General features: G+C 45.5%; 19 protein-coding genes. 10 read left to right on the top strand and 9 right to left on the bottom strand.

Translation table 11 applies throughout. From position 1 onward, the window contains the following. Nucleotides 1–216: 216 nt before the first annotated feature. Both ACZ5PW_RS02580 and ACZ5PW_RS02575 read left to right on the top strand, forming a co-directional pair. Complete coding sequence (locus ACZ5PW_RS02580) at nucleotides 217–1,335, top strand: FIST signal transduction protein (RefSeq protein ID WP_464557760.1); 1,119 nt, start codon at nucleotides 217–219, stop codon at nucleotides 1,333–1,335. Further along, complete coding sequence (locus ACZ5PW_RS02575; RefSeq protein WP_464557759.1) at nucleotides 1,332–2,195, top strand: PAS domain-containing protein; 864 nt, start codon at nucleotides 1,332–1,334, stop codon at nucleotides 2,193–2,195. The genes ACZ5PW_RS02580 and ACZ5PW_RS02575 overlap by 4 nt, the downstream gene beginning before the upstream one ends. Nucleotides 2,196–2,215: 20 nt before the next feature. On the opposite strand, the gene ACZ5PW_RS02570 is transcribed toward ACZ5PW_RS02575, so the two are convergent. Then, nucleotides 2,216–2,575, bottom strand: coding sequence for a response regulator (locus ACZ5PW_RS02570; protein WP_464557758.1), 360 nt, complete (start codon nucleotides 2,573–2,575; stop codon nucleotides 2,216–2,218). A gap of 510 nt (nucleotides 2,576–3,085) precedes the next feature. On the opposite strand from ACZ5PW_RS02570, the gene ACZ5PW_RS02565 reads away from it, so the two are divergent. The 4 genes from ACZ5PW_RS02565 (at nucleotide 3,086) to ACZ5PW_RS02550 (ending at nucleotide 8,873) form a co-directional block, all read left to right on the top strand. Beyond that, the gene (locus ACZ5PW_RS02565; protein WP_464557757.1) at nucleotides 3,086–4,594 is read left to right on the top strand and encodes a sodium-dependent transporter; all 1,509 of its coding nucleotides are present in this window, start codon (nucleotides 3,086–3,088) and stop codon (nucleotides 4,592–4,594) included. Nucleotides 4,595–4,597: 3 nt separating this feature from the next. Next, entirely contained in the window at nucleotides 4,598–4,693 is a 96-nt protein-coding gene (locus tag ACZ5PW_RS02560; RefSeq protein WP_464557756.1) for a MetS family NSS transporter small subunit, read from the top strand. 217 nt (nucleotides 4,694–4,910) lie between these two features. Beyond that, entirely contained in the window at nucleotides 4,911–7,727 is a 2,817-nt protein-coding gene (locus tag ACZ5PW_RS02555; protein ID WP_464560475.1) for a DEAD/DEAH box helicase, read from the top strand. 42 nt (nucleotides 7,728–7,769) lie between these two features. Next, the gene (locus tag ACZ5PW_RS02550) at nucleotides 7,770–8,873 is read left to right on the top strand and encodes a hypothetical protein (RefSeq protein ID WP_464557755.1); all 1,104 of its coding nucleotides are present in this window, start codon (nucleotides 7,770–7,772) and stop codon (nucleotides 8,871–8,873) included. Nucleotides 8,874–8,930: 57 nt separating this feature from the next. Here the strand turns inward: ACZ5PW_RS02550 and ACZ5PW_RS02545 are convergent, their stop codons facing one another. Continuing rightward, a complete protein-coding gene (locus ACZ5PW_RS02545) occupies nucleotides 8,931–9,278 on the bottom strand; it encodes a carboxymuconolactone decarboxylase family protein (protein ID WP_464557754.1) in 348 nt (115 codons plus the stop codon). Between the two features lie 133 nt (nucleotides 9,279–9,411). On the opposite strand from ACZ5PW_RS02545, the gene ACZ5PW_RS02540 reads away from it, so the two are divergent. Next, entirely contained in the window at nucleotides 9,412–10,224 is an 813-nt protein-coding gene (locus ACZ5PW_RS02540; protein ID WP_464557752.1) for a LysR substrate-binding domain-containing protein, read from the top strand. A gap of 80 nt (nucleotides 10,225–10,304) precedes the next feature. On the opposite strand, the gene ACZ5PW_RS02535 is transcribed toward ACZ5PW_RS02540, so the two are convergent. The 5 genes from ACZ5PW_RS02535 to ACZ5PW_RS02515 form a co-directional block, all read right to left on the bottom strand. Next, nucleotides 10,305–11,093 carry a tetratricopeptide repeat protein gene (locus ACZ5PW_RS02535; RefSeq protein ID WP_464557750.1) on the bottom strand — a complete coding sequence of 263 codons (789 nt, stop codon included), beginning with the start codon at nucleotides 11,091–11,093 and terminating at the stop codon, nucleotides 10,305–10,307. Beyond that, nucleotides 11,093–13,546, bottom strand: coding sequence for a DNA gyrase subunit A (gene gyrA, locus ACZ5PW_RS02530; protein WP_464557748.1), 2,454 nt, complete (start codon nucleotides 13,544–13,546; stop codon nucleotides 11,093–11,095). Before gyrA ends, ACZ5PW_RS02535 begins: the two co-directional genes overlap by 1 nt. 268 nt (nucleotides 13,547–13,814) lie before the next feature. Then, nucleotides 13,815–16,208, bottom strand: coding sequence for a DNA topoisomerase (ATP-hydrolyzing) subunit B (gyrB, locus tag ACZ5PW_RS02525; protein ID WP_464557747.1), 2,394 nt, complete (start codon nucleotides 16,206–16,208; stop codon nucleotides 13,815–13,817). Next, nucleotides 16,208–17,371 (bottom strand): DNA polymerase III subunit beta, encoded by a 1,164-nt coding sequence (dnaN, locus tag ACZ5PW_RS02520; RefSeq protein ID WP_464557745.1) that lies wholly within the window; start codon nucleotides 17,369–17,371, stop codon nucleotides 16,208–16,210. The genes gyrB and dnaN overlap by 1 nt, the downstream gene beginning before the upstream one ends. 134 nt (nucleotides 17,372–17,505) lie before the next feature. After that, entirely contained in the window at nucleotides 17,506–18,810 is a 1,305-nt protein-coding gene (locus ACZ5PW_RS02515; RefSeq protein ID WP_464557744.1) for a DnaA ATPase domain-containing protein, read from the bottom strand. Nucleotides 18,811–19,128: 318 nt separating this feature from the next. Here ACZ5PW_RS02515 and ACZ5PW_RS02510 point away from each other — a divergent pair, with 318 nt between their 5' ends. The 3 genes from ACZ5PW_RS02510 (at nucleotide 19,129) to ACZ5PW_RS02500 (ending at nucleotide 22,474) form a co-directional block, all read left to right on the top strand. Beyond that, the gene (locus ACZ5PW_RS02510) at nucleotides 19,129–20,304 is read left to right on the top strand and encodes a homocysteine biosynthesis protein (protein WP_464557743.1); all 1,176 of its coding nucleotides are present in this window, start codon (nucleotides 19,129–19,131) and stop codon (nucleotides 20,302–20,304) included. 264 nt (nucleotides 20,305–20,568) lie between these two features. Further along, on the top strand, nucleotides 20,569–21,450 hold the full coding sequence (locus tag ACZ5PW_RS02505; protein ID WP_464557741.1) for a DMT family transporter: 882 nt from the start codon (nucleotides 20,569–20,571) through the stop codon (nucleotides 21,448–21,450). A 514-nt stretch (nucleotides 21,451–21,964) separates the two neighbouring features. Next, complete coding sequence (locus ACZ5PW_RS02500) at nucleotides 21,965–22,474, top strand: nitroreductase family protein (RefSeq protein ID WP_464557739.1); 510 nt, start codon at nucleotides 21,965–21,967, stop codon at nucleotides 22,472–22,474. 77 nt (nucleotides 22,475–22,551) lie between these two features. Here ACZ5PW_RS02500 and ACZ5PW_RS02495 read toward each other — a convergent pair whose 3' ends face one another. Together ACZ5PW_RS02495 and ACZ5PW_RS02490 are read right to left on the bottom strand one after the other, a co-directional pair. Then, the gene (locus ACZ5PW_RS02495; RefSeq protein ID WP_464557738.1) at nucleotides 22,552–23,235 is read right to left on the bottom strand and encodes a dienelactone hydrolase family protein; all 684 of its coding nucleotides are present in this window, start codon (nucleotides 23,233–23,235) and stop codon (nucleotides 22,552–22,554) included. Continuing rightward, nucleotides 23,232–24,188: a cation diffusion facilitator family transporter gene (locus tag ACZ5PW_RS02490; protein ID WP_464557737.1), complete on the bottom strand. Its 957-nt coding sequence runs from the start codon at nucleotides 24,186–24,188 to the stop codon at nucleotides 23,232–23,234. The genes ACZ5PW_RS02495 and ACZ5PW_RS02490 overlap by 4 nt, the downstream gene beginning before the upstream one ends. Between the last annotated feature and the right edge of the window lie 130 nt (nucleotides 24,189–24,318).

Genomic DNA, 24,318 nt, shown 5'->3' with positions numbered 1-24,318 from the left:
GTATATGAAATTTACAATTGTATGCTTTTGTTGGAATCAGGTTATAAAAAACAGATTTAACTGTTCAGTTCAAGCTCAATATTTATATTCGCAGGTGTATTTAATTGTAAATTATGTAAATATTACATTGCACCGTGAACCATATATTATATAGTCTTCTCTTATAAAGAAAAACAATACCGGCCTGTTATTGATACGCGTTCAAAAGAGGAAGTTATGAAAATAAAACTGGATCGCAGCGGAACAGCTCAATCATTTGAGAGAACAATCAGCAGCCTGACTGAAGATCCCGGCATAAAGGGCATTATTGTGTTCAGCTGTGACAGGAACGGCTATACTCCCGAACAGCTCGACCCGATTTTGAAGTCATGCCCGGTCCCTGTTTCGGGCGGAATATTTCCCAGCATTCTCAACGGACATGAAAAACTGGAAAAGGGTAACATAGCTATAGGAATGCTTACTGCCCCGGAAACTGTCACTATTCGGGGAATGAGTGATCCGGATATTATTTTTGATCACATCCTGGATCAAAAACTGGAAAAAAAAGACATCACCGATACTATTCTCGTCATTACTGACGGCCTTGCAAGCAGAATATCCTCATTTGTCAACGCTCTTTTCATCAACCTTGGTCTGGAAGTCAATATAATCGGCGGCGGAGCCGGGTCACTGAGCCTTGACAGAAAACCCAATGTGCTGACCAACTCCGGTATTCTTGAAGACAGTGCAGTTCTTACATTCATACCCTCCTCCAGTAAGGTGAGTATCAGTCATGGCTGGTCACCTGTCAAAGGACCCTTCAAAGTAACCGAATCTGAAAGGAACATTATAAAATCACTAGACTGGATGCCTGCCTTCAATATCTACAAGGAAGCAATCAGAAGCCACTCCGGACAATATCTGACAAGAGATAACTTTTCGGAGCTTGCCATGTCTTACCCTCTGGGAATTTCGAAAATATGCTCAGAACATATCATCCGGGACCCGGTAAAAATGGACAGTGATGGAAACCTGATCTGTGTAGGAGAGATACGGGAAGGATCTTTTATAGAAATCATGCATGGAAGTCCGGAATCCCTCATTGAAGCATCATTATCCACTTCATTGAAAAACGAGGAAATGCCAACCGGTCAGAATTCAATGGCCCTAATAGTGGACTGCATTACAAGATTTATTTTCATGGGTGACAGATTCGAAGATGAACTTAAGGCCGCGGCACCTCAGGACATTCCAATGGCAGGAATACTCTCTTTCGGAGAAATAGCCACTAAATTCAAAGAATCCCTTGAGTTACATAACAAAACGACAGTGTTAACCATTCTGGAGGAAATATGAGCATAAGAATCCAGGAACAGATCCTGTTTGAAATAGCAATGTCTCTGGGTACAAGCCTGGATCTTGACACAATGCTTTCCAATGCACTTGGAACTTATTTAAGACGGCTATGCTGTATGGGAGTGACTGTATATCTTAAAACCGATGACCTTTCACCTTACAGCATCAATTTCAGTATACCCAGAAAACGGGACAATAAAACTCTGACCAAAGTTTTTCTAGATAAAATAAACACTGATAATGAGACAAAGCTTACCGAACTATACAATAAAATCCCCATCTATATCCAACAGGAAGGCAATCATTACTACCTGATGGAGCTACCCGGAGCAGGATTTATGCTGCTTGAAAAAGGGCTTACTCCACTTAGCAGATCACTGTTGAAATCATTGCAACAGATTAATGTTAAACTGACTGAGTCGATCCTCACATGTCAGACTCACCGGAAAAATGAAATACTGAACATGCAACTCAAAAAACAGCTACATGACATAAAAATCATTGAAGCAGATCTGATCGAGGAGAGAAAAAAGCATCAGATTATTTTTGAAAATTCCCCTGTAGGGATTGTCTATTATGACCGCAAAGGATTCATCACAGACTGCAACCAGAAATACGTAGAAATAATGGGCTCAACGAGGGAAGAACTTATTGGTTTCAACTCCGCCCTGTACAGCTCCGAAATAATCCGCCAGAAGCTTGGTGAAGCACTGCAGGGAATACCAGTAAAATTCGAAGGTGAATACACCTCCGTAACAGGAAACCGTACTGCTATTATCAGGTCAAACTTCACTCCCGTCACCCCGGGGAGTAACAGTACGGAAGTAATAGTTACCGTAGAAGAAATTTCACAGCAGTAACGCGACTGATTATAAGACGGTCAGGAAGCCAGCACATCTTCGACTTTGGACTCAAGCTCTTCCTTGTCGATCGGCTTAACACAATATTCATTAGCGCCGTGCTTGAGGGACTCCCTTGCCGTTTCAAGAGTAGGATACCCGGTCAGCATTATCACCTTTATTTCGGGAAGTATCTTCTTGATTTCCTCAAGGACTTCCACCCCGGTCATTTTTTTAAGCTTAATATCCAAGATAGCAAGATCTACCTTATTTCGACCCACAAATTCAATAGCTTCCTCCTCTTCAGAGAAGACAGAAACCTCGTATCCTTTGCGCTCAAGTATTCGCTTCAAGAGAATACCTGCATCAACTACATCATCAAGAACAAGAATATGCGCCATATCATTAACTCCATCATCTTTTCTTGAGCGAAGCATAATACCAACCCGCCAAGGAAGTCGAGAGCGACTTCAGCCAATCATACTTATTTATTTTATCCCGGCTCATATCTCAATCTGAACAACTCCGGCCACTGACAACCTAAAAAGTAAGTAAATACATTTTAACAGGCTGTTTTGTATGGTTTTAGATGAATAAGCATATGTTCCATGCAACACATGATTTTAAATAAAGCACCTTAATGCACCATACTTGAGCAGCAATAAAAAAAATATTGAAATTAAATTAAACACCCAGTCAATTATTCACAATCAACGTAAAACATACCCTTTTTACCATGCTCCTGCTTAATTGAAGCGGGTTTTCGCTGCACAATTTGATGGACAATAATCAAAATATATTCTATGGGGATTCCTCAATTATGCGATTGCGCATATTTACATATAGTTTTTGCTGATTTCGCAAAATGGTTGCGGTTTTCAGCTGTCTTTTTTTACAGGAGTTCTTACAACATGCAAAAGAGAGAAACTTGGGGGTCCCGTACCGGATTTATTCTGGCCGCTGTGGGCTCTGCAATCGGACTGGGTAACATCTGGCGTTTCCCCTACATGGTTTATGAAAACGGCGGAGGCGCGTTCCTCATTCCTTATTTCGTTGCAATGCTTGCTGCGGGTATCCCCTTCATGATTCTTGAATTCGGTCTTGGACAGAAATTCAAAGGATCCGCGCCGAAGATTTTCTCCTCTATTTCCAAAAAATGGGAATGGCTCGGTTGGTGGCAGGTAATGGTGTCATTCATCATTGCTTCTTATTATGTCGTAGTTATCGCATGGGCTATTAACTACCTCGGACTGGCTTTTTCACAGGGATGGGGAGCCGCGCCCAAAGAATTCTTTTTTGGAGAATTCCTCGGCCTTACAGACTCCCCCATGAATCTCGGTGGTGTGCAGGGTAACATCTTTGCCGCTACCGCAGCAGCCTGGGCCTTTACTTTTATTGCTATTTTTACCGGTGTTAAGGGCGGCATTGAAAGGGTGAACAAGATTTTCATGCCTGTGCTCTTCTGCCTCGTTTTTGTATTTATCGCCCGTGGGCTTTCCCTTCCCGGTGCTGTTGACGGCATCAACTGGCTGTTCAAACCCGACTTTTCCGCTATCATGAATGGTAAAGTATGGGCCGACGCTTTCGGCCAGATCTTCTTCAGCCTGTCCATCGGTTTCGGTATCATGCTGTCTTATTCCAGCTACCTGCCCAAGGAATCCGATATCAACAACAACGCCTGTATGACCGTTTTCATCAACTGCGGATTCAGCGTAATCTCCGGTATCATGATCTTCAGTGTGCTCGGCTACATGGCCCAGCAGCAGGGTGTTCCCATCAGTGAAGTTGCCGGTGCAGGTGTGGGGCTTGCTTTTGTAACCCTGCCTACCGCTATCAACCTGATGCCCGCTCCCGCATTTTTCGGAGTGCTCTTCTTCCTCGCGCTGACTGTTGCAGGACTTTCCTCCATGATCTCCATCACCGAGGTTGTGGTTTCATCCATCATCGACAAGATGAACGTTTCCCGTAAAGTCGCAGCAAGCATATTCTGCGGAATAGGCTTCCTCGTCAGCTCCGCGTTTGCAACCGGCGGCGGACTGTTCCTGCTGGATATCGTTGACCACTTCGTCAACAACTTCGGTATCCTTATCGGCGGTTTTATTGAAATCCTGTTCATCGCCTGGTTCTGCGATCTTGAAGCACTGCGCGTACACGTTAACAAGACCTCTGAAATCAAAGTCGGCGCACTTTGGATGAACAGCCTGCGCTTTGTTGTTCCGGCAATGCTCGGCTTTATGCTGGTGTCCAACTTCATAGGTGACATCTCCGAGAACTACGGCGGCTACAACACCGATGCAATCGTGGCCTTTGGCTGGGGTGTGCTTTTCGCCTGCCTCGCATTCGCTATGATCTTCGCTTCCAAAGAACGCGCCTTCGCGGGTATCGCTTCTTCCAACAGCAGCTTCCTTAAAAGGGGATAAATCATGGAAACCAGTGCAATCATAATGATGGTATTCGGACTCGGCATTACCTGGGGCGGAGCTATCGCCTGCTTTAGAATAGCTTTCAACAACAAGTAGCAGTTTAATTGAAATAAATAACAAAAACGGCGTTCCGCATATGCGGAACGCCGTTTTTGTTTGCGTAAAAGAATGATTAAGTCAGGTAAAAAAACTTGACGAATCTTCAACGCGGTATGACTCTGTTTACCTTAAACAAACAAAGATACAGGGCCAGCATTTGAAATACAAAGACAACATTCAGGAATATATAGATTCACTGCTCTCTTCTCCTGTAATGGGAGATCAGGTTGTTCACCACCGGGTTATTGAAGGACATGACCCATCTTTCGGAGAACCCCGGCGCAGCTTTTCCCCTTCCATTAATGCCGTATTGGGATTCAGGGATATTGAACATCTTTATTCACATCAGGCAGAAGCAACCGACTACGCAAGGGCAGGGCGCAATGTAGTTGTCGCCACACCGACCGCAAGCGGGAAAACCCTTACATACAATCTCCCCGTTCTGGAACAATGCCTGAGAGATCCTGACTCACATGCCCTGTATTTATTTCCCCTGAAAGCTCTCGCACAGGACCAGCTCAAAACTTTCAATGAAATGGCAGCACTGATGCCCGAAAACTCCCGCCCGGAAGCTGCCATTTATGATGGGGATACGACTCCGTACAAACGCAAGAAAATACGCGACACTCCGCCTGCAGTAATCCTGACCAATCCGGAAATGCTGCACCTGTCCATGCTTCCCTATCATGAAAAATGGGCTCCCTTCCTGGCCGGACTGACCCATATTGTTGTGGATGAAGTTCATACCTACCGTGGCGTGATGGGATCACACATGGCAATGGTTTTCCGCCGCCTGCTGCGTATATGCAAATATTATGGAGCTGACCCTTCATTCGTATTCTCATCGGCCACAGTGGGCAATCCATCAGCTCTGTGCAGAGATCTTACCGGACTTGAAGTAAGCGAAATAACCGAAAGCGGAGCCGCATCCGGCAAACGCAACTTTATTTTTTTCAACCCTGTTTCATCCCCTTACAGTGCCGCCATTCAACTGCTCAAGGCAGGTCTTGCACGTGGATTGCGGACAATTGTGTATACGCAGTCCCGCAAAATGACGGAACTCATCTCCATGTGGGTCAATGAAAAAGCAGGAGAATACAAAGACCGAATCAGCGCATACCGGGCCGGTTTTCTGCCAGAGGAAAGGCGTGAAATAGAACAAAAGATGTCTTCAGGAGATTTGCTGGCGGTAATCTCCACAAGCGCTCTTGAACTGGGAATAGACATTGGCGGACTGGATCTTTGTATTCTGGTCGGATACCCCGGATCGGTCATGGCCACTCTGCAACGTGGCGGACGTGTTGGTAGAAGTCAGCGTGAATCAGCTGTTATACTTGTCGGGCAGGAAGATGCACTTGACCAGTATTTCATGCGCCACCCGGACGACTTTTTTTCCCGGCCTCCTGAGAACGCTGTACTCAATCCCTATAACCCCGTGATAATGGAACGGCATCTTGTCTGTGCGGCTGCTGAACTGACCCTGCGAGATGACGACTATCTTCTCAAAGACAGTGAGATTAAAAAGCGCGTAGAGCAGTTGGAAAAAAACGGAACCCTGTTGCGTAACAGACGCGGAGATGAGATCTATTCCAAGCGCAAACGTCCGCACCGGGATGTCTCACTGCGGGGGGCCGGTTCAACACTTCATATAGAAGACACTGCCAACGGCGAGGCTATCGGAACAATCGATGAAGTCAGGGCCTACTCGGAAGCCCACGAAGGGGCTGTCTACATTCACCGAGGGACCACATACAGTATCAAGGAACTCGACCTTGGTTCTAAGAAGGTACGCGCATCAAGAGAACGAGTCGGTTATTACACGAGAGCAAGAAAAAACAAATCCACAGAAATACTCGAAGTTTATTCCCAGAAAAAAGTTTTCGGCACTGTCATGCGCTTCGGCAAGCTCAAAGTAACTGAGCAGGTCACCGGATATGAGAAAAGGGCTGTAAGAGGCGGAAAGCTGCTTGGAATAGTCCCTCTGGATATGCCCCCGGTTATTTTTGAGACGCAGGGGCTCTGGATGGAAATATCACCGGATATAAAACGCAGGGCCGAAGATGATTTCGTACATTTCATGGGAGGAATCCATGCTGTGGAGCACGCAGCAATCGGAATTCTGCCCTTGCTGGTTCTGACTGACCGCAACGATCTTGGTGGAATATCGACCCCCATGCATGAGCAGGTGGATGGCCCGGCAGTGTTCATTTATGACGGCATCCCCGGAGGAGCGGGACTTACCATGCAGGCCTTTGAACAGGCTGAGGAACTCCTTGAACGCACATTGCAGATCATTGTAGACTGTGAATGTGAACTTGGATGCCCCACATGTGTCCACTCACCCAAATGCGGTTCCGGCAACCGCCCCATTGACAAGGCTGCGGCTATATTTGTTCTTGAACAGATGGTTAACGGAAGACCACCTGAAAAAATAGAGGATATTTCTATGGTACTGGTACCCTTCGGCGAAGATATCAAAGAGGAAAAGAAAAAAAATCCTGACTCATACGGTGTTCTTGATGTTGAAACACGCCGTTCAGCTCAGGAAGTAGGGGGATGGAACAAAGCGGAACGCATGGGAATATCCATTGCTGTCCTCTATGATTCCACAGAGGATAAATTTTTCGAATATGAAGAGGACCAGATTCCTGAAATGATGGAAAGGGCCAGCAAACTGGACCTTATTATCGGATTTAATATCGAAAGATTTGACTACAAAGTCCTTTCAGGGGTTCACGCCTTTAACTACAAAGCACTTCCCACCCTGGACCTGCTCTTGAAAGTATATGAAAGACTGGGATACAGACTCAAACTGGATAACATCGCGCAGGCAACAGTAGATGCGGCTAAAAGTGCTGACGGACTTAAAGCTCTAGAATGGTGGAAGGAAGGGAAACTTGATCTCATATCAGAATACTGCAAGCAGGATGTTGCAGTGACCCGTGATGTGTATCTGTTTGGACGTGAAAACGGCTACGTGCTATTTACCAACAAGGAAAAGAAAAAAGTGAGATTACCGGTTGACTGGTAAGCAGGCCCGCTAAACACTGCAGGAAATCCTGCAGGAGGAATCATGTCCGATATCTCAGAACTGAACAGTTGCTACAAGCTTGAATCACTCGGAATTTTGCCCGACTACTGTCTGCAGGAAATTTTCAGCCGTGAATTCAGTAATGCTGATACTGCGAGAACAGCATTGCTTCTTTCTAAAGAAACCAGAGACAAAGTCGTTTCCAACCTGAATATAATCCGCGCTGAACTGGTGGCATCAACAATAGAAAAGTATGAAGCAGGCAGGCTTGAAATAAACCGGACCAGTTTTGAAAAAACCTGTGAAAGCCTCATGGACCGGGTACAACACCTCAAAGAAGCTGGATTGATCAAGATTCCTGAAGCTGGAATTGATGACTCTTTTTTGAACCTTAACGAAGATCTGCAAGCCTGCTCGGACTCCCTGCCTAATTTCAATCTGCATCACCTGGATCACCATGATATTATTTTATGGTGGGATCTGGCGGCCAAAAAAATAAAATCTGTTTTCGGCAAAAGAGCGCAGGTGGAAAATATTATTCTTGAAAGACTGACTGATGATTTCAGTATGGAACTATTCGCGCATTCAATAAACGACATAAGTGACAATCAACTTACTGAAACAGCGAATGAACTGCGTCATAACTGCTCAGATTACACCAGAATACGTCTGGACATGATAGAATCTTTTTTACTGTCTCTAAATTCAGATTCTTCTAACAGAAAACTTGTAGAAGATCTGGCCCTGCACTTTCCCGATAATTCTGATTTCAGGGACAGACTGTACAGACTTGGGCCATTGTTACTGATTCCTTCATTGAAAGAGGATCTGCCGCTGGAAGATACCGCTATGAGCCTGTACAAACTCAAACACATCTATGATGAGTCAGGCCCGGAAGAGATGCTTAAGTTCACTGCTAAAATTGATGACCATTTCTTTCGGCGGGGACTTGCGGTTGTTATTTCGGGTATGGATCAAAGTTACGCCAAGAGAATTATCAGGGAACGTAAAAAAGCCCAGCTCGATGAAACTGTGATTAAGCTTAAAATGATTTTTGACGCGGTAATGTGCATCAGAAACAAGGTCAGCAGCTATATCATGCTCGAACTTATGAGCTCATATACTGTTTATGATTTTGAAGAATAGAAGCACAAAAGAACAGACTGTTTCACCTGAAGCCGCCTGTTCTTTTGTGGTCAATAATTAATCAATTTTACCAAGTTCCTTAAGCAAAGCTATTACACGGGCAGTTTCACCTGAAGCCATTGTTCCCCCCAGAGATACAGCCACTGCACAGCTTTCAAGTATTTCACCCACAGTTACTCCGTCTTCCAGAGCCTTTTCAGTCTGGTAAAGAATGCAGGCTCTGCAGCCGCTCACAAGAGCCCCTACGACTGCCATCAACCTTTTGTTTTTTCCGCTTACCTCACCATCGTTATAAACTTCTCCATGAAATGCATCATGCAGGTTCGCGATTTCAGGCATTAGTTTTTTGTATATTCCCCAGTTGCTGCCAATTTTTTCTTTAAGTTCAATTTGATTTTCAGACATATTTTCTGCTCCTTTTTTAAGCAGACTGTCTTACCTGAAGACATTAGACAAACTAATATTTTTTATTTAAAACATAAGCATGATTGATATCAGTAAAGCAGCGCAATTAACTCCGGACCTTCTCAGGTCTTTTATGGCAGCAGTGGATACAGGCAGTTTTACAAGTGCAGCATCCATTGTGCACCGTACACAGGCAGCTGTGAGCATGCAGATGAAACGGCTTGAAGAAGACCTCAAGTGTACTCTTTTCAATCGCGAAGGAAGGGGGGTAACTTTAACCTCGGAAGGCGAGATACTTTATCGCTACTCGGCTAGAATAATTGAACTGCACGATGAGGCTCTTTCTGCCATATCAGTACCCAGACTGAATGGTGTGGTGAAATTAGGAGTTCCGGACGATTATGCAACCATGCATCTGCCCGGAGTTCTCAAAGAATTCGCTATCAACCATCCAAGGGTTCAGGTGGATGTCTTTTGCGATTCTTCTTCAAACCTCATTAATGAATTATCAAATGGAGAACTGGATTTAATTATCACCACAGATCATGAAAAAACTAAGTATTCCGCATCACTTGAACTAAACTGGATTATTCCGGAAAGAATGGATACGCAACAGATTGAAATACTTCCCATAGCACTGTTCCACCCAGTATGCTGCTACAGGGACAACGCACTGGAAGCACTTGAGAAAGCGGGACGAAAACACCGTATAGCTTATGGAAGCCCCAGTCTTGCAGGACTGCTCGCTGCGGTTCAGGCAGGTCTGGCTATTGCACCGGTGACAAAGAGTACAACTGCCGCAGGATGCAGACACGCTCTGCCATCAGATGGTTTACCGAATATTGAAAGTGCCTATATCGCCATCCGGTTCAAGCCGGGTAAATGCCCGGACTATGTATCAACCTTCGGAGGATTTATAGCTGACGGTCTTGGAATAAAAATCTGATCCATCCAAAATAAAAAACGGCAGATTAAATAGCATAATCCGCCGGTTGATAAGAAACATTTATCACGCATTCATATCTTTCAGTACTTCTCCATCAAATAATCGAGCTTATACCGCACTGCATATGGATTAGGATAGGTATCCACAACTGTCTCCAACAGCTCAGCAGCTTTCTTGTACTCATGCCGGTGTTCGTAGATGTCAGCCAGCATGAATACTGCTTCGGCGTGTATATCCTCCGGCACTCCTTCCATCTTTATCAGCTTGTCCAGCTCTGATTCAGCCCTTTCCCAAGCCTGAATCAAAGTTAGGGTATGGGCCATTTCATAAAGAGATCTGGCTTCAGTTTTAGTGTCGGACGTGCTTTCAACAATATCGTTGTAGGTATAAATCGCCAGATCGTAATTTCTGAGCTTTCTGAAAGTTTCAGCCAGCATCAACCTGGTGGAATCCAACTGTTCCTGCGGCTGATCAGGAAATTCAAGACTTTTTTCAAGGGCTTCAACCGCAGTTTTTAAATGATTGCCGCGGATATACATCTCTGCCAGCTGACGTTTCATAACGGCAGCCAAATCCTTGCGGTGACCGAACTCTAGGTACATAGCCTCTAGGATAGCCGCCCCGCGTTCACTGTCATGCCTGACTTCCGAGGCAATCTTCACCAGATGATTCCAGGCCTCAAGACGGTACTTACCCTGCGGATTATCCTGCAGATATCTTTCAAATCCCTTTTCGGAATCAGCGTAATAACCACTGATAAAATTAGTCCGGGCTTTTACAATCACTTCCGGAACACTCTCAGTGGAATTCTCACACCCCTGCACTGTAAGGAGCAGGGATGCGAGAATTATAACTATTAATCTTTTCATTAGGCGGTTTCTTCAGGTTCAATTTCAGAAACGATATCGTCACTTGCTTCCTGAACGAGATCGAAACCGACAACAAAGTCGCCATCATCCATGCGTACAAGCCTTACACCCTGAGTTGCGCGTCCAACCAGAGACACGTCCTTTACACCCATGCGGATAATCTTATTGCCGGAGGTAAGCAGGACAACTTCATCATCCGGAGATACCATGATCGCCCCAAGAACCTTACCGGTCTTGGTAGTAACACGCATGCTGATAATACCTTTGCCGCCGCGTGTCTGGAGACGATGCTGTTCAATATCGGTCCGTTTTCCATAACCGCCCTGGGAAACAGTAAACAACTGAGCCCGTTCAGGATCACCTGTTACAACACCGGACACAACTTCATCTCCGGGCCTTAGGGCAATACCTTTAACACCACTGGCAACTCGTCCCATCGGTCTGGCATCATGGCAACTGAAACGGATGGATGTTCCATTTCTGGTAACCAGTACGGCTTCAGAATCGGCACTGACTTCTTTTACGGTAATCAGCTCATCACCTTCCCTGAGCGCAACAGCACGGATGCCGGACTGGCGGCAGTTACGGTAAAGGGCAATTGAGGATCTTTTAATCATCCCGTTCTTGGTTACGAACAGGAAGAAACACTCTTCCTCAAATTCACGCATGGTCATTGCGGTGGCAATGGTTTCGTCCTTTTCAAGCGGCAACAGGTTGGCGATGTGCGCACCGCGTGCAATGCGGCTTGCTTCAGGAACCTGATGAACCTTGATTTTGAACATCTTACCCTTGGAGGTAAACAGCAGCAGGTACTGGTGGTTGGATGTGGTCAGGAAGGTATGGATAAAGTCTCCATCCTTGGTCTGAACACCAGCGATACCCTTACCACCGCGTTTCTGCTTATGGTAGTTGGAAAGCGGAGTGCGCTTGATATAGCCGCGTCTTGAAAGAGTTATAACCGCATCGTCATCGGGGATCAGATCTTCGATGTCGATATCATCAGGGTTATGGTCCATAAGAACTGTCTTACGTGCTGTGGCATAGTTCTCTTTGATATCAACCAGCTCGTCACGGATAACGCCCTTCAAAACTTCATCATTGGCAAGGATAGATTTGAAGTATTCGATCTTCTTAAGAATTTCGGCATACTCTTCAAGGAGTTTTTCATGTTCAAGGTTGGTCAGACGCTGCAATCTCATGTCGAGAATAGCCTGTGCCTGAACCTTGGAAAGTTCAAAACGCTCCATCAGGCCGATACGGGCTTCATCACCATTCTTGGAACCACGGATAATCTTGACAACTTCATCAATGTTATCAAGTGCGATGCGAAGACCTTCGAGAATGTGGGCACGCTTTTCACACTTATCAAGATCAAAACGGGTTCTGCGGATAATAACTTCACGGCGGTGATCCAGAAATGCTGCAAGAACCTGTTTGAGGTTCATGAGCTGTGGACGGTTGCCGGAAACAGCCATCATGTTGATACCGAAACTGGTCTCAAGCTGGGTAAATTTGTAAAGGGAGTTGATGATGATATCAGCAATTGCGCCCTTCTTCAGGTCAACAACAACTCTAATTCCCTTACGGTCTGATTCATCACGCAGGTCGGAGACACCTTCAATTTTACCTTCACCTACCAGCTGGGCAATCTTTTCAACCATGCTGGATTTGTTCAGGGCATATGGAATCTCAGTAATAACAATGGACTGACGGCCGTTCTTTTTCTCCTCTACATTAACCACACCACGGATTTTGATTGATCCGCGGCCGGTCAGATAAGCCTCTCTTAATCCCTTGCCGCCAAAGCAGAGTGCACCGGTAGGAAAGTCAGGACCTTTGATGTGGCCCATGAGCTCCTCAATCGCGCAACCGGGATTGTCGAGCAGATGAACAGTGCCGTTGATCAACTCTCCTAGGTTATGGGGCGGAATGTTGGTCGCCATACCAACTGCAATACCGGAAGTACCGTTGAGCAGCAGGTTGGGAACTTTGGTGGGCAGTACAGAAGGTTCCTGCAGGGAGTTGTCGTAGTTGTCGCGGAAATCTACAGTCTTCTTTTCAAGGTCGGCCAGAAACTCGGAGCTGAGCTTGGACATCCTTGCTTCTGTGTAACGCATTGCCGCTGCAGCATCACCATCAATGGAACCGAAGTTACCCTGACCGTCAACAAGCGGATCGCGCATGGAAAATTCCTGCGCCATACGAACAAGGGCATCGTAGACAGCAGAGTCACCGTGCGGGTGGTATTTACCGATTACGTCACCGACCACACGTGCAGACTTCTTGTAGGCCCTGTTATAAGTATTGCCCAGCTCGTGCATGGCGTAGAGAATACGCCTGTGCACAGGCTTCAAACCATCCCTTACATCAGGAATGGCGCGGCCTATGATAACGCTCAAGGAATACTCCAAGTACGATTTCTTAAGCTCTTCTTCAATTGTAATTTGAGACATTGTTTCTCCAGTATTTGCCTTCGGCGACCCTACCGGGGTCCCTCCGGGGGCCAGAGAAACTTTTTGGAAAAAGTTTCTCTGGACTCTTCAAAAACTTTTAATAGTTTTCGATATTTAACAACTTATTAAACACGTCGGTCGAAAAACTTTACGGGGCGCAATTCTTGACTTTATAGAAATATTTATAAGCCACGCAGAGCGAAGCCCCGATAAAAAGTTTTGAGGGGTGGGGTCTGGGGAGGGGCCCCTCCCCAGACGCCGAAGGCCCCTAAATATCTAATTCCTGAACAGCGAGAGCGTTCTTTTCGATAAATTCACGTCTCGGTTCAACGTTATCACCCATGAGATCTTCAAATATCTCATTTGCAGCTGTAGCGTCTTCAATGGTTACCTGAAGCATGGTTCTTTTATCCGGATCCATGGTGGTTTCCCAGAGCTGCTCGGGGTTCATTTCACCCAGACCTTTGTATCGCTGAAGGTTGATACCTTTGTATGCTTCTTCCATAACAGCATCCATCAGCTTGAAGATACCTCTGAGCTTGGTGATGTTCTCACCGCGTTCGATGGTGAAATCAACTCCTGAGCATTCATCCACAATCTTGCGGTTGCGGTCGTAAGCGTGCCTGAAAAGCTTGGAATTGAAAAATTCCACACCAAGTCTTGTGCGGTGCCCGTTTTCGTTCTCGAAAACAACATAAACGCGCTCTTCACCTTCATCATCTTCACGCTCAACAGTAACTTTGTAGCCGTTATCCTGCATGGCGCTGATAAAAGACTGGGGATCGCTGTCAGTGAATTGGTCAGGAGTAATCTTATCTTCAAGGCCCACAAGAGCGGCAAAAAGAACATCGGAAATGCCCATATTCACTGCTTCGGTTATTTTTTCCTTGATGAAACGGATATCATCAAGCAGCTGGACCAGATATTCGTTAATATATTCCTGTCCGTTGGCACTCCTGATGGTTATGTCCTTGGCAACTCTTTCAGCCAGCAGAGAATAAAGCTCGGCATCGTCCTTGATGAACTTTTCGTATTTACCCTTGGCAATACGATAGAGAGGCGGTTGGGCAATATAAAGATGACCGCGCTCAATAAGCTCTTCATACTGTCTGAAAAAGAAAGTCAGCAGCAGGGTTCGGATATGGGAGCCGTCGACATCGGCGTCAGTCATGATAACGACCTTGTGGTAACGCAGTTTGTCAAAGTCCTTCTCTCCATCCTCCTGACCGATACCGATACCCATGGCTGTGATCAGGGCACGGATTTCCTTGTTACCGAGCATCTTGTCAAAACGGGTCTTCTCAACGTTCAGAATCTTTCCGCGCAGAGGAAGAATAGCCTGATGCTTGGGGTTTCGTCCCTGTTTTGCGGAACCGCCCGCGGAATCACCCTCAACTATGAACAGTTCACTTTCAGATGGGTCCTTGGACTGGCAGTCCGCAAGTTTACCAGGCAGTGAATGGTCTGAAAGGGCTCCTTTGCGGCGAACAAGATCACGTGCCTTACGGGCTGCATCTCTTGCGCGGGCCGCATCGACCACTTTTTCCACAATGGCTTTTGCGTCTTTGGGATTTTCCTGAAAGTAGGATGAAAGTTTGTCATAAACCATACCGGAAACAATCCCGACCATTTCAGAGTTTCCGAGCTTGGTCTTGGTCTGCCCCTCAAACTGCGGATCAGGAAGCTTTACACTGATAACTGCAGTGAGCCCCTCACGAACATCATCACCGGAAAGCTTTATTTTAAGTTTCTTGGGCAGATCCGAATTCTGGATGTAGGTATTGATGGCACGGGTCAGTGCACCTTTGAAACCGGCAAGGTGCGTTCCGCCTTCAACTGTACGGATATTGTTGGCAAAGGTATTGGTGTTTTCCTTGAAAGCAGTATTGTACTGCACCGCAAGTTCAGTAATGACGTTGTCAGTCTCGGTTTCAGCATAAATGACGTCACTGACTGTGGTCTGCCCTTTGTTCAGGTCTTCGACAAAAGAGACAATCCCGCCGTCAGCCTTGAAATTAGCCTTTTCGTTGGTCCTTTCATCCACAAACTCAATTTCAAGGCCTTTATTCAGGTAGGCCAGTTCGCGGAATCTCTTTTTCAGGGTATTGAAATCAAACTGATTGGTTTCAAAAATTTCTTCATCCGGACGGAAGCGGATGGTTGTACCGGTAGTGACAGCATCACCAATGCACTCCAGAGGGCCCGTAGGAACCCCTCTCTCGTAACTTTGGCGGTAAATCTTACCCCCGCGTCGAACTGTGGCTTCAAGATGCTCAGAAAGGGCGTTTACGCATGAAACACCGACACCGTGGAGACCACCAGATACTTTGTAGGCATCATTGTCGAATTTACCTCCCGCGTGAAGAACGGTCATAACGATTTCAAGGGCGGGCTTTTTCTTCTTGGGATGAATGTCAACAGGGATACCGCGGCCATTATCGGAAACGGTAACACTGTTATCCATGTGCAGGGTTACTTTGAACTTACTGCAGTATCCTCCCATGGCTTCATCGATTGAGTTATCCACCACCTCATAAACGAGATGATGAAGTCCCCTGATATCGGTCGAACCGATATACATGGCGGGTCTTTTTCTAACCGCGGCAAGTCCTTCAAGGACCGTAATCGATTCCGCGCTGTAATCTTTGTTCTGCTGGGACATTAAACGTCTTCCTCGCTGTAGTAAGTCTCTTCCTGAACCTTCATGGGCATGACAATAACCAGATATTCATTGTCATCGTCACCGGTGACACCGCACGGCGCCTCGGCCCCGGTCAGGGTAAAGCTGATGTTTTCGGACTGGAAATGCCCGAGGATTTCAATAAGGTTTTTAGTGGGGAAAGCTATTCGTTCCATTTCACCGGAAAATTCTATCTCCATAGACTCAGTGGCTGTACCCACTTCCTGTCCCTGGGAGAAAAGAACCAGCTCGCCGGGGTTGAAAAGAAATGAAGCGCAACGGTTGGAGTCGGTGTTAAAGATGGAAATACGGTCCAGAGCATTGGAGAGCTCGGACTTTCCGACTTTCATTCTGGACACGTCATCATCATTCAATTTGGAAAGAAAATTTTTGTAATTCGGGTACTGGTAATAGCTCAGCGGCAGACTGAAATTTTCTTTCCCATCAGCTGTCTTGAAAAAAAGTCTCTTTTCACTGAGGCTCATTTCTATTTCATCAGCAGTCAGCCATTTTTTCAGTTCTGCAAGATACTTCTTCTGGATCAGAATTCCTTCTTCCGGAAGAAGCCCGTGAATATCATCATTTATGAATTTAAGGCGAGCGAACTGGTGTCCGTTCAGGCCGCAGACTTCCACATAATTACCCTCATCACCGGAAGCGGGCACAATATTCATGCAGGCAATTGCCTCCATGCTGTCTTCGTCACTAATGCAGAAAGCTATTCTTTCGATGAGTTCAAGGAGAAAATCCCCTGACCAGAAAACAGCTCCCTCTGAAGGGAAATCAGAAAATTTCTGGAACCAGGTAGGATCATTAACCGGCAGCTTGTATTTTCTTGAACCCTGTTCCACCAGAACAGAAGAAGAATCCGCTTCACTCTTCAAGGTCAGTTCACCGGAAGGAAGCTTGCGGACAAGATCATAAAAAGCACGTCCCTGAACTCCGGCAAGACCCTCTTCCATAATCTCGGCCGGGTATGTTCCGCAGAATTCCAGATTGGAATCAGTGGACATGATTCGCAGGCTGCCTTCTTCACTCTTCAGCCAGATGGTGCGCAGGTAGGCGGCTCCGGTCTTGGCTGGAATAATGCTGGCGGACTTCTGCAACCCTTCGATTATTTCATCCCTGTTCACCTTTAAATACATATATATTCTCCTTGTTGTTTTAGTAAGTACGGTTCGAATGTTTCTTTTTTATTTAAGTGTATGAAATTGTTGATTAAAAATAGAACATTCATTGTGTTAATTAAGTGACATAACTACACGATTTATGAACTATGTCAGTTTGAGACACGCAGCAGACACTTATTCTTCAAGTCTATCAACACCCTTTTCAAAACTTTATCATCCCTCTGTAATTCTTGTATTTTTTTAACTGAATAAAGAACGGTAGAGTGGTCTTTTCCTCCAAATGTCCTTCCAAGGGCAGGGTAGGATATCCCCAGAAGTTCCCTGCACAGATACATGGCTATCTGCCGGGCATGGGCGATCATTTTATGCCTTTTGCTGCCTGTCAGGTCGGACGGTTTAAGGTTGAAATGGGTTGCGACAGACTCGATCACATACTCCGGTGTAAGTGTCTCATCCGCTTTTTCTTCCGTATTGCTTAAAATATGTTCAAAATCCCGGTCATCCATATTTTTCCGCACCAACTCACGGAAAGCCGAGAGTTTGATAATGATTCCCTGAAGGTATCTGAAGTCGTGAAAACGTTGCGAAAGAGTCAGGATCTGATCTTTGCTGAGAGGAAGCTTCTTGAGCTTGCACTGTCTTTGAACGTAGCTTGCACGTATTTCCAGATCCGGACGTTTCAAGGTTACAATCAGGCCCCATTCCAGTCGTGACTTGAGGTTTTTGTCCATGAAGTCATAGGAGGCCAGTTTGTCGGTGCAGCTGAATACCATCTGTTTTCCATGTTCATAAAAATGGTTGAAAATGGATATCAGCTCCTGCTGCAGGTGTTCGTATTTAGCTATCTGCTTGAGATCATCCAGGAAAAAATATTCGTGTTCAAAGAAATGGTTTCTGGCGCGGATGGAATCGTTTCCGAAACGTACAGAGTAAATATTCTGGACATCATCCACATTCCCGAGAAAAATTTTTTCGCGCTCCACTTTCTTACTGATTTCATTGGCTATGGCTTTCAGCAGGTGGGATTTTCCGGAGCCGCTTTTTCCACAGATTACAAAAGGGTTGAATGAAACATTGTCCACTCTTGTAACTTCTTTGGCTGATGCCAGTGGAAAGTAGTTCTTCTTGCTGATCAGGAAATTTTCAAAAGTGAAATTGTGACCGAACGGAAAGTCGATCTTTTTAGTGCTGCTGAGCTGTCCGCCAGAGTTTTTTGTGACTGAACCGTTATTGGAGTAGGATATTGAAAAACCGCTACCCAAAAAAAGGCCCAATTGTTCCTCGAAACGGTCCTGAATACTTGATTTGAACCATTGCCCGAAAAAAGCGTGGGGGAATGTTACTATTACTTCCCCGGTTTCATCGGAAATATCGATGTTGATAGGATCGAACCAGCGGGCGAGTTCTGTTTCTGAACAGGAATTTGAGAGGTGATTTCTAAGTGCTTCTTTCACGAGTTCTCTGATTTTTTTGCGGGTCTTGTAAGTGTCTGAAATTATATATTAAAAACCTTGTCCATTTCTGTTCCCGCGACCACAGGTTCTTATACATTAAAATATAGCTCAAGCCAAGCCGGATTAGCTCTCTAAAACGTTTTTGCTGTTGAAAATAATTAAAACCCTTCGGGAAAAATAAAATTGCAATATGAGGCCATTTGAGCCACAATCTCTGCTCGTCCTTCAGGCTGTTACTACCAGCTTTAATACCAGTGCATACCACAGTCGTATTTTCCACAGCCTGTACATTAACCAAATTCCAAACGGAGTCTTTCAATGGCCACTACCTTTGAAGTCAATAAGACAATTAAAGAAATCAACGATCGAATCAAAAAAGGTAAGGCTGTAGTCGTCAACGCTGAGGAAATGGTCGATATCGTCCGTTCCAAAGGAAAAGTTGAAGCAGCCAAAGAGATAGATGTTGTCACCACCGGGACATTCTCTCCCATGTGCTCTTCTGGTATGTTTTTCAATATCGGGCAGGTTCCGCCCCTGATGAAGACTTCAGAGGTCTGGTTGAATAATGTTCCCTGTTATGCGGGGCTCGCTGCTGTGGACTCTTACATAGGCGTTACCGAGCCCTCTGAAGATGACCCCTTGAACAAGGTTTATCCCGGGCGTTTCGCCTACGGTGGAGCTCATGTTATCGAGGATCTGATCGCAGGGAAGACCGTTCGTCTTAAAGCCAAGGCTTACGGGACTGATTGTTATCCCAGACGTGAAATAGAAAAGGATGTATCTCTCAAGGACTTGAAGGATGTGACCATCCTCAACCCCCGTAACTGCTACCAGAACTACAACTGCGCTGTGAACATGACCAGCAGGACCATCTACACATACATGGGACCGCTCAAAGCCAACCAGCGTAATGCAAACTTTGCCACTGCCGGTCAGCTTTCTCCGCTGTTTAACGATCCATACCTGAAGACTATCGGTATGGGGACACGCATATTCCTCGCCGGCTCAAAAGGGTATGTTGTCGGAGCTGGAACTCAGCATGTAAAAAATCCGCAGCGTAACGAACGCGGTATTCCTTTGACACCATCCGGAACACTCATGCTTAAGGGCAGTAATGTTGCCGATATGGATCCACGCTATTTCCGTGGTTTGAGCTTTCCCGGCTATGGTTGTACCGCAGCGATCGGCGTTGGAATTCCTATTCCTGTTCTCAACGAGGAAATAGCCTGGTACACAGGTGTAAGCGATGCTGAAATCCAGATGCCGGTCAAGGATTACGGTTATGACTACCCTAACGGTGTCGGCCAGATTTTGGGTCATGTTACTCTTGAGGAACTCAAGTCTGGGTCAATCACTGTTAACGGCAAGGAAATCCCCACAGTTCCCTTGACCAGTCATTCCATTTCCCTTGAAATTGCAGACAAACTCAAGGACTGGATTGAAAAGGGTGAATTCCTGATTTCCGAACCGGTTGAAGAGATCGAATCATATTAGTCTTTTGTCTATGCCCTCAGGGGCATTAAAATGTGTTTTCGACAAGTTTTGATCATTATCGAAATCCGGCAGATGCAATCATCTGCCGGATTTTTTTCTTGACTGTAACATTGCCTTGCAGCCATTCTCCCTTTTCACGTCTAACTTCCTATAACTGCACTGAAAAATGATAGGGATTCCAAATGAGCATGCTTATTTGGACGCCGGACGAATTAATCTGTTCATATCAGCAGATTTTCCGGCAGGCCCACCGGAGGCAAGCAAATGAACACCAGGAGTTTTAAAGCGGATATTCTGCTGCTGATAACTGCCATTATCTGGGGAGCCGCGTTTGTGGCCCAGAGGATCGGCATGGATTATATGGGGCCGCTTACTTTCAATGCGGTCCGTTTTGCTTTGGGAGCTCTTGCCCTTATACCCCTCATCCAGCGTATGGATCGGGAGAAGAAGCATGACGGGACATATCAGGAAGTTGAAATATCTTCTTTCGTAAAAGGCAGCATTCTTGCCGGGGGAGCACTTTTTCTAGGAGCAACTTTTCAGCAGTGGGGCCTTGTATATACCACTGCCGGAAACGCGGGGTTTATTACCGGCCTTTATGTTGTCTTCGTGCCTATTTTCGGTTTGTTCTTTAAACAGAAAACCGGTCTACCTACCTGGATAGGTGCTGTGCTTGCTGTTATCGGTATGTATCTACTTTCAGTGAATGAAGATTTTCACATTGAGAAAGGAGATCTTCTAGTTCTGTGCTGCGCTTTTTTCTTTGCCGCGCACGTAATTGTGATTTCCTTGCTGGCCAACAGGGTTGATCCGGTTAAATTTGCGGCCGGCCAGTTCGCCGCCTGCTCCATTTTCAGTTTCATAGGTGCGTTCATTCTTGAAGATGTCTCTATCTCCGGTATTGTCAGTGGAATTGTTCCGATTCTTTACGGCGGGCTTATGTCAGTAGGTGTTGCCTATACATTGCAGGTGGTGGCACAGCAGGATGCCAAGCCTGCACACGCGGCCATTATCCTGAGCCTTGAGTCGGTTTTTGCCGCATTGGCAGGATGGCTGCTGCTCGGCGAAGTACTTTCTGTTCAGGGAATTATAGGATGCGGTCTGATGTTAAGTGGTATGCTGATATCACAGGCTAAGTCTTCATGATTATGATTTTTAAGATGAATAAGAATCGTTTCCTGTTGAGATAGGGCTGAATATTACCCGTTATAATTCAAAATTTATCATGATCATTTGGACATATCTGAGCCGAATATTTCGTGTTCACTGCTATGTTGAATGATATTTTTATATATCTGCTATTAAAACAGCCCCGAATGCAATTTTGCATTCAGGGCTGTTTTGTTTAGGGCAAAAAGTGGCGGTGCCGAGCGGTTTGTTGAGGGAGGAGTTCGGCACCGCCAGTAGGGGTTGGACTGTAAATTAACCAAAAGCTATTTCAGACCAAATCAGGGGTGTGATTATTTGTAGAATACTATAGTTAAACCTAAAATCAAGTATAAATATTATTTTTTGAAAGTACTTCTAATAGGACGCCAAAAATGCTGAGTTTCGGATATATGCGAGGCGTTTAATTCCGCCAAAAATATGATAGAAGTGATAATAACCTGTGGTAAAAGCATATTAGTTCTAAATTATTTAAAATTTTCGGGAGATAAAAATGGATGTTTTTGAAGCAATTTACAGCCGCAGAAGTATCAGAAAATATGAAGACAAACCTGTGAGTGAAGAACTGGTCAAGGAAATGCTCGGTGCGGCTATGATGGCCCCAAGTGCAGGAAATGCCCAGCCATGGCAGTTTGTTGTTGTTGATGACCGTGAAAAATTGGACGCTGTACCGGATATAAATCAGTATGCCGCAATGTCCAAGAACGCCCCTCTGGGGATTCTTGTATGCGGAGATCTGAGTCTGGAAAAATATGCAGGTTACTGGGTGCAGGATTGTTCCGCAGCGATTCAGAATCTGTTGCTTGCCGCACACGCAAAAGGGCTTGGAGCTGTATGGACCGGAATTCATCCCATTGAAGAGCGTGTTGAGGGGTTCAAAAAGCTTTTCAACCTGCCTGAACAGGTTATACCTCTGGGATTCATGGTCATCGGCTGGCCCGCCCAGGAGTCAAAAAAGAAAGACCGTTATAAAGAAGAAAGAGTTCACCGTAATAACTGGTAAAATGGTTATTTTAACAAGCCCCGAGAAACATTTTCGGGGCTTGTTTATGACAGAATATAAGACTTTGATTAATTATTCTAAAATATCCATTCCAATATTTCAGCCCACATTTTATCCGTTGCATCTTTGTTGAATTCTGGATTTACTGGATTGGCAAAACCGTGTTTCAAACCATCCAGTTCAATAAGTTGCCAATCAGCTCCAGCCGCATTCATTTCTTTTCTGAATTGGGCAGCATGCTTTTGAGGTACAACCGGGTCATTATTGACATGCAGAACAAGAAGCGGGCATTTGATGTCATGTTGCTGTGCAGGATGTGATGTATCCAGATAACCGTATACACTTACAGCACGTTTGATCTCCGCTCCGGATCGGGCCAGTTCAAGTGCGCATCCGCCACCGAATGAGAAACCGAGAGCAGTTATTGTTTGATTATCCACTTCCGGTTGTTCCGCAAGTGCCTGCAGGCAGACTTTTGCTCTCTCGCGCATAAGCAGTCTGTCATCACGGTAAATGCGATGTATTTTTCTGGCCTGATTGATGTTTTGTGGACGGTTATGGACCCCGTAAAAATCTGCGGCCAGAACAGCGAATCCCTCCGTGGCAAGCCTTTCTGCCTGTTTCAGGACTGCAGTGCTTAACCCAGTATATTCATGGATGAGAAGTATTCCGGGTAATTTTCCATGTTTTTCCGGGTAGATTAATTTGTGATTCAGTTCCGTCCCGAGGTGTACCTGTTTGATTGCTTTTTGAATGGTCATCCGTTGTGGTCGTCATCGAAATGTTTCTTTAATCTGATCATCGAACCGCAAAGTCCACCTGTTTCCTCACAATCATAAGAATCAGTGTCTTCTTTGGGTTCAACGTGGATGGTAACCTGACAGTTGGACAGTTCTGCCTGAATGCATGATTCTATTTTAGTACATAAGTCGTGAGAGCTTGCTATGGTCGATTCACCGGGCAGGAGCAGGTGAAAGTCCACAAAACGGTTGGACCCTGCCTTGCGTGTCCTGAGTCCATGATAGAGTGCTTCTTTTCCGGCACACTGGCGGATTGATCTGTCGATTATGTAAAGTTCTTCATGAGGGAGTGCGTTGTCCATTAGTCCGGAATAGGATTTCTTGATGAGTGAAAATCCGGTGAAAACAATATTTCCTGCCATCACCATAGCTATTACAGGGTCGATGAATGCCCATGAAGGGGGAGTGAAAAGCATTACTCCCAGGCCTGCGACCAGACCAATCGAGGTCCATACGTCGGTAAGGAGATGTTTAGCGTCTGCTTCAAGGGTGATTGAATCGTGAATCCTGGCCCCTTTGAGCATCAGGCGTGCAGTTACAAAATTAACAGCCGATGAAACAAGGGCTATAAAAAGACCCGCTTCTAGATTTGAAGGTACTTCCGGGTGGATAAAACGCTCTACCGAAGCATAGACAATTCCTATGGCGGCGATAAGTATGAGCATTCCTTCTGCACCGCTTGAAAAGTATTCGGCCTTTCCGTGTCCGTAAGTATGCGCCGGGTCCGCAGGCTTCAGAGCGAGATTGAGTGAAGCAAGTGCGAAAAGTCCGGCTGAAAGGTTCACCAGTGTTTCCAGAGCATCAGAGAGCAGCCCTACGGAATCTGTAATGTGCCATGCCCATGTTTTAAGGACCATGGTGACAAGTGAGGCTGCGATTGAATAATATATATATTTTTTAGGGGATTCGGACATGAGGATTACTCTGTTTTATAAATTAAGCCTTCCCGGGAAGGGGCACATTCTCAGATTGTAATACCTTATTAAAGCGGTTGCGTTAAGTTCTGATCCCGTAAATGAGATTCATACTCCTGAAATGAAAATG

The sequence above is a fragment of the Maridesulfovibrio salinus genome, assembly GCF_055394525.1.
The sequence above is the reverse complement of the archived record's forward strand: the minus strand, read 5'-3'. Positions and strand labels throughout refer to the sequence as shown.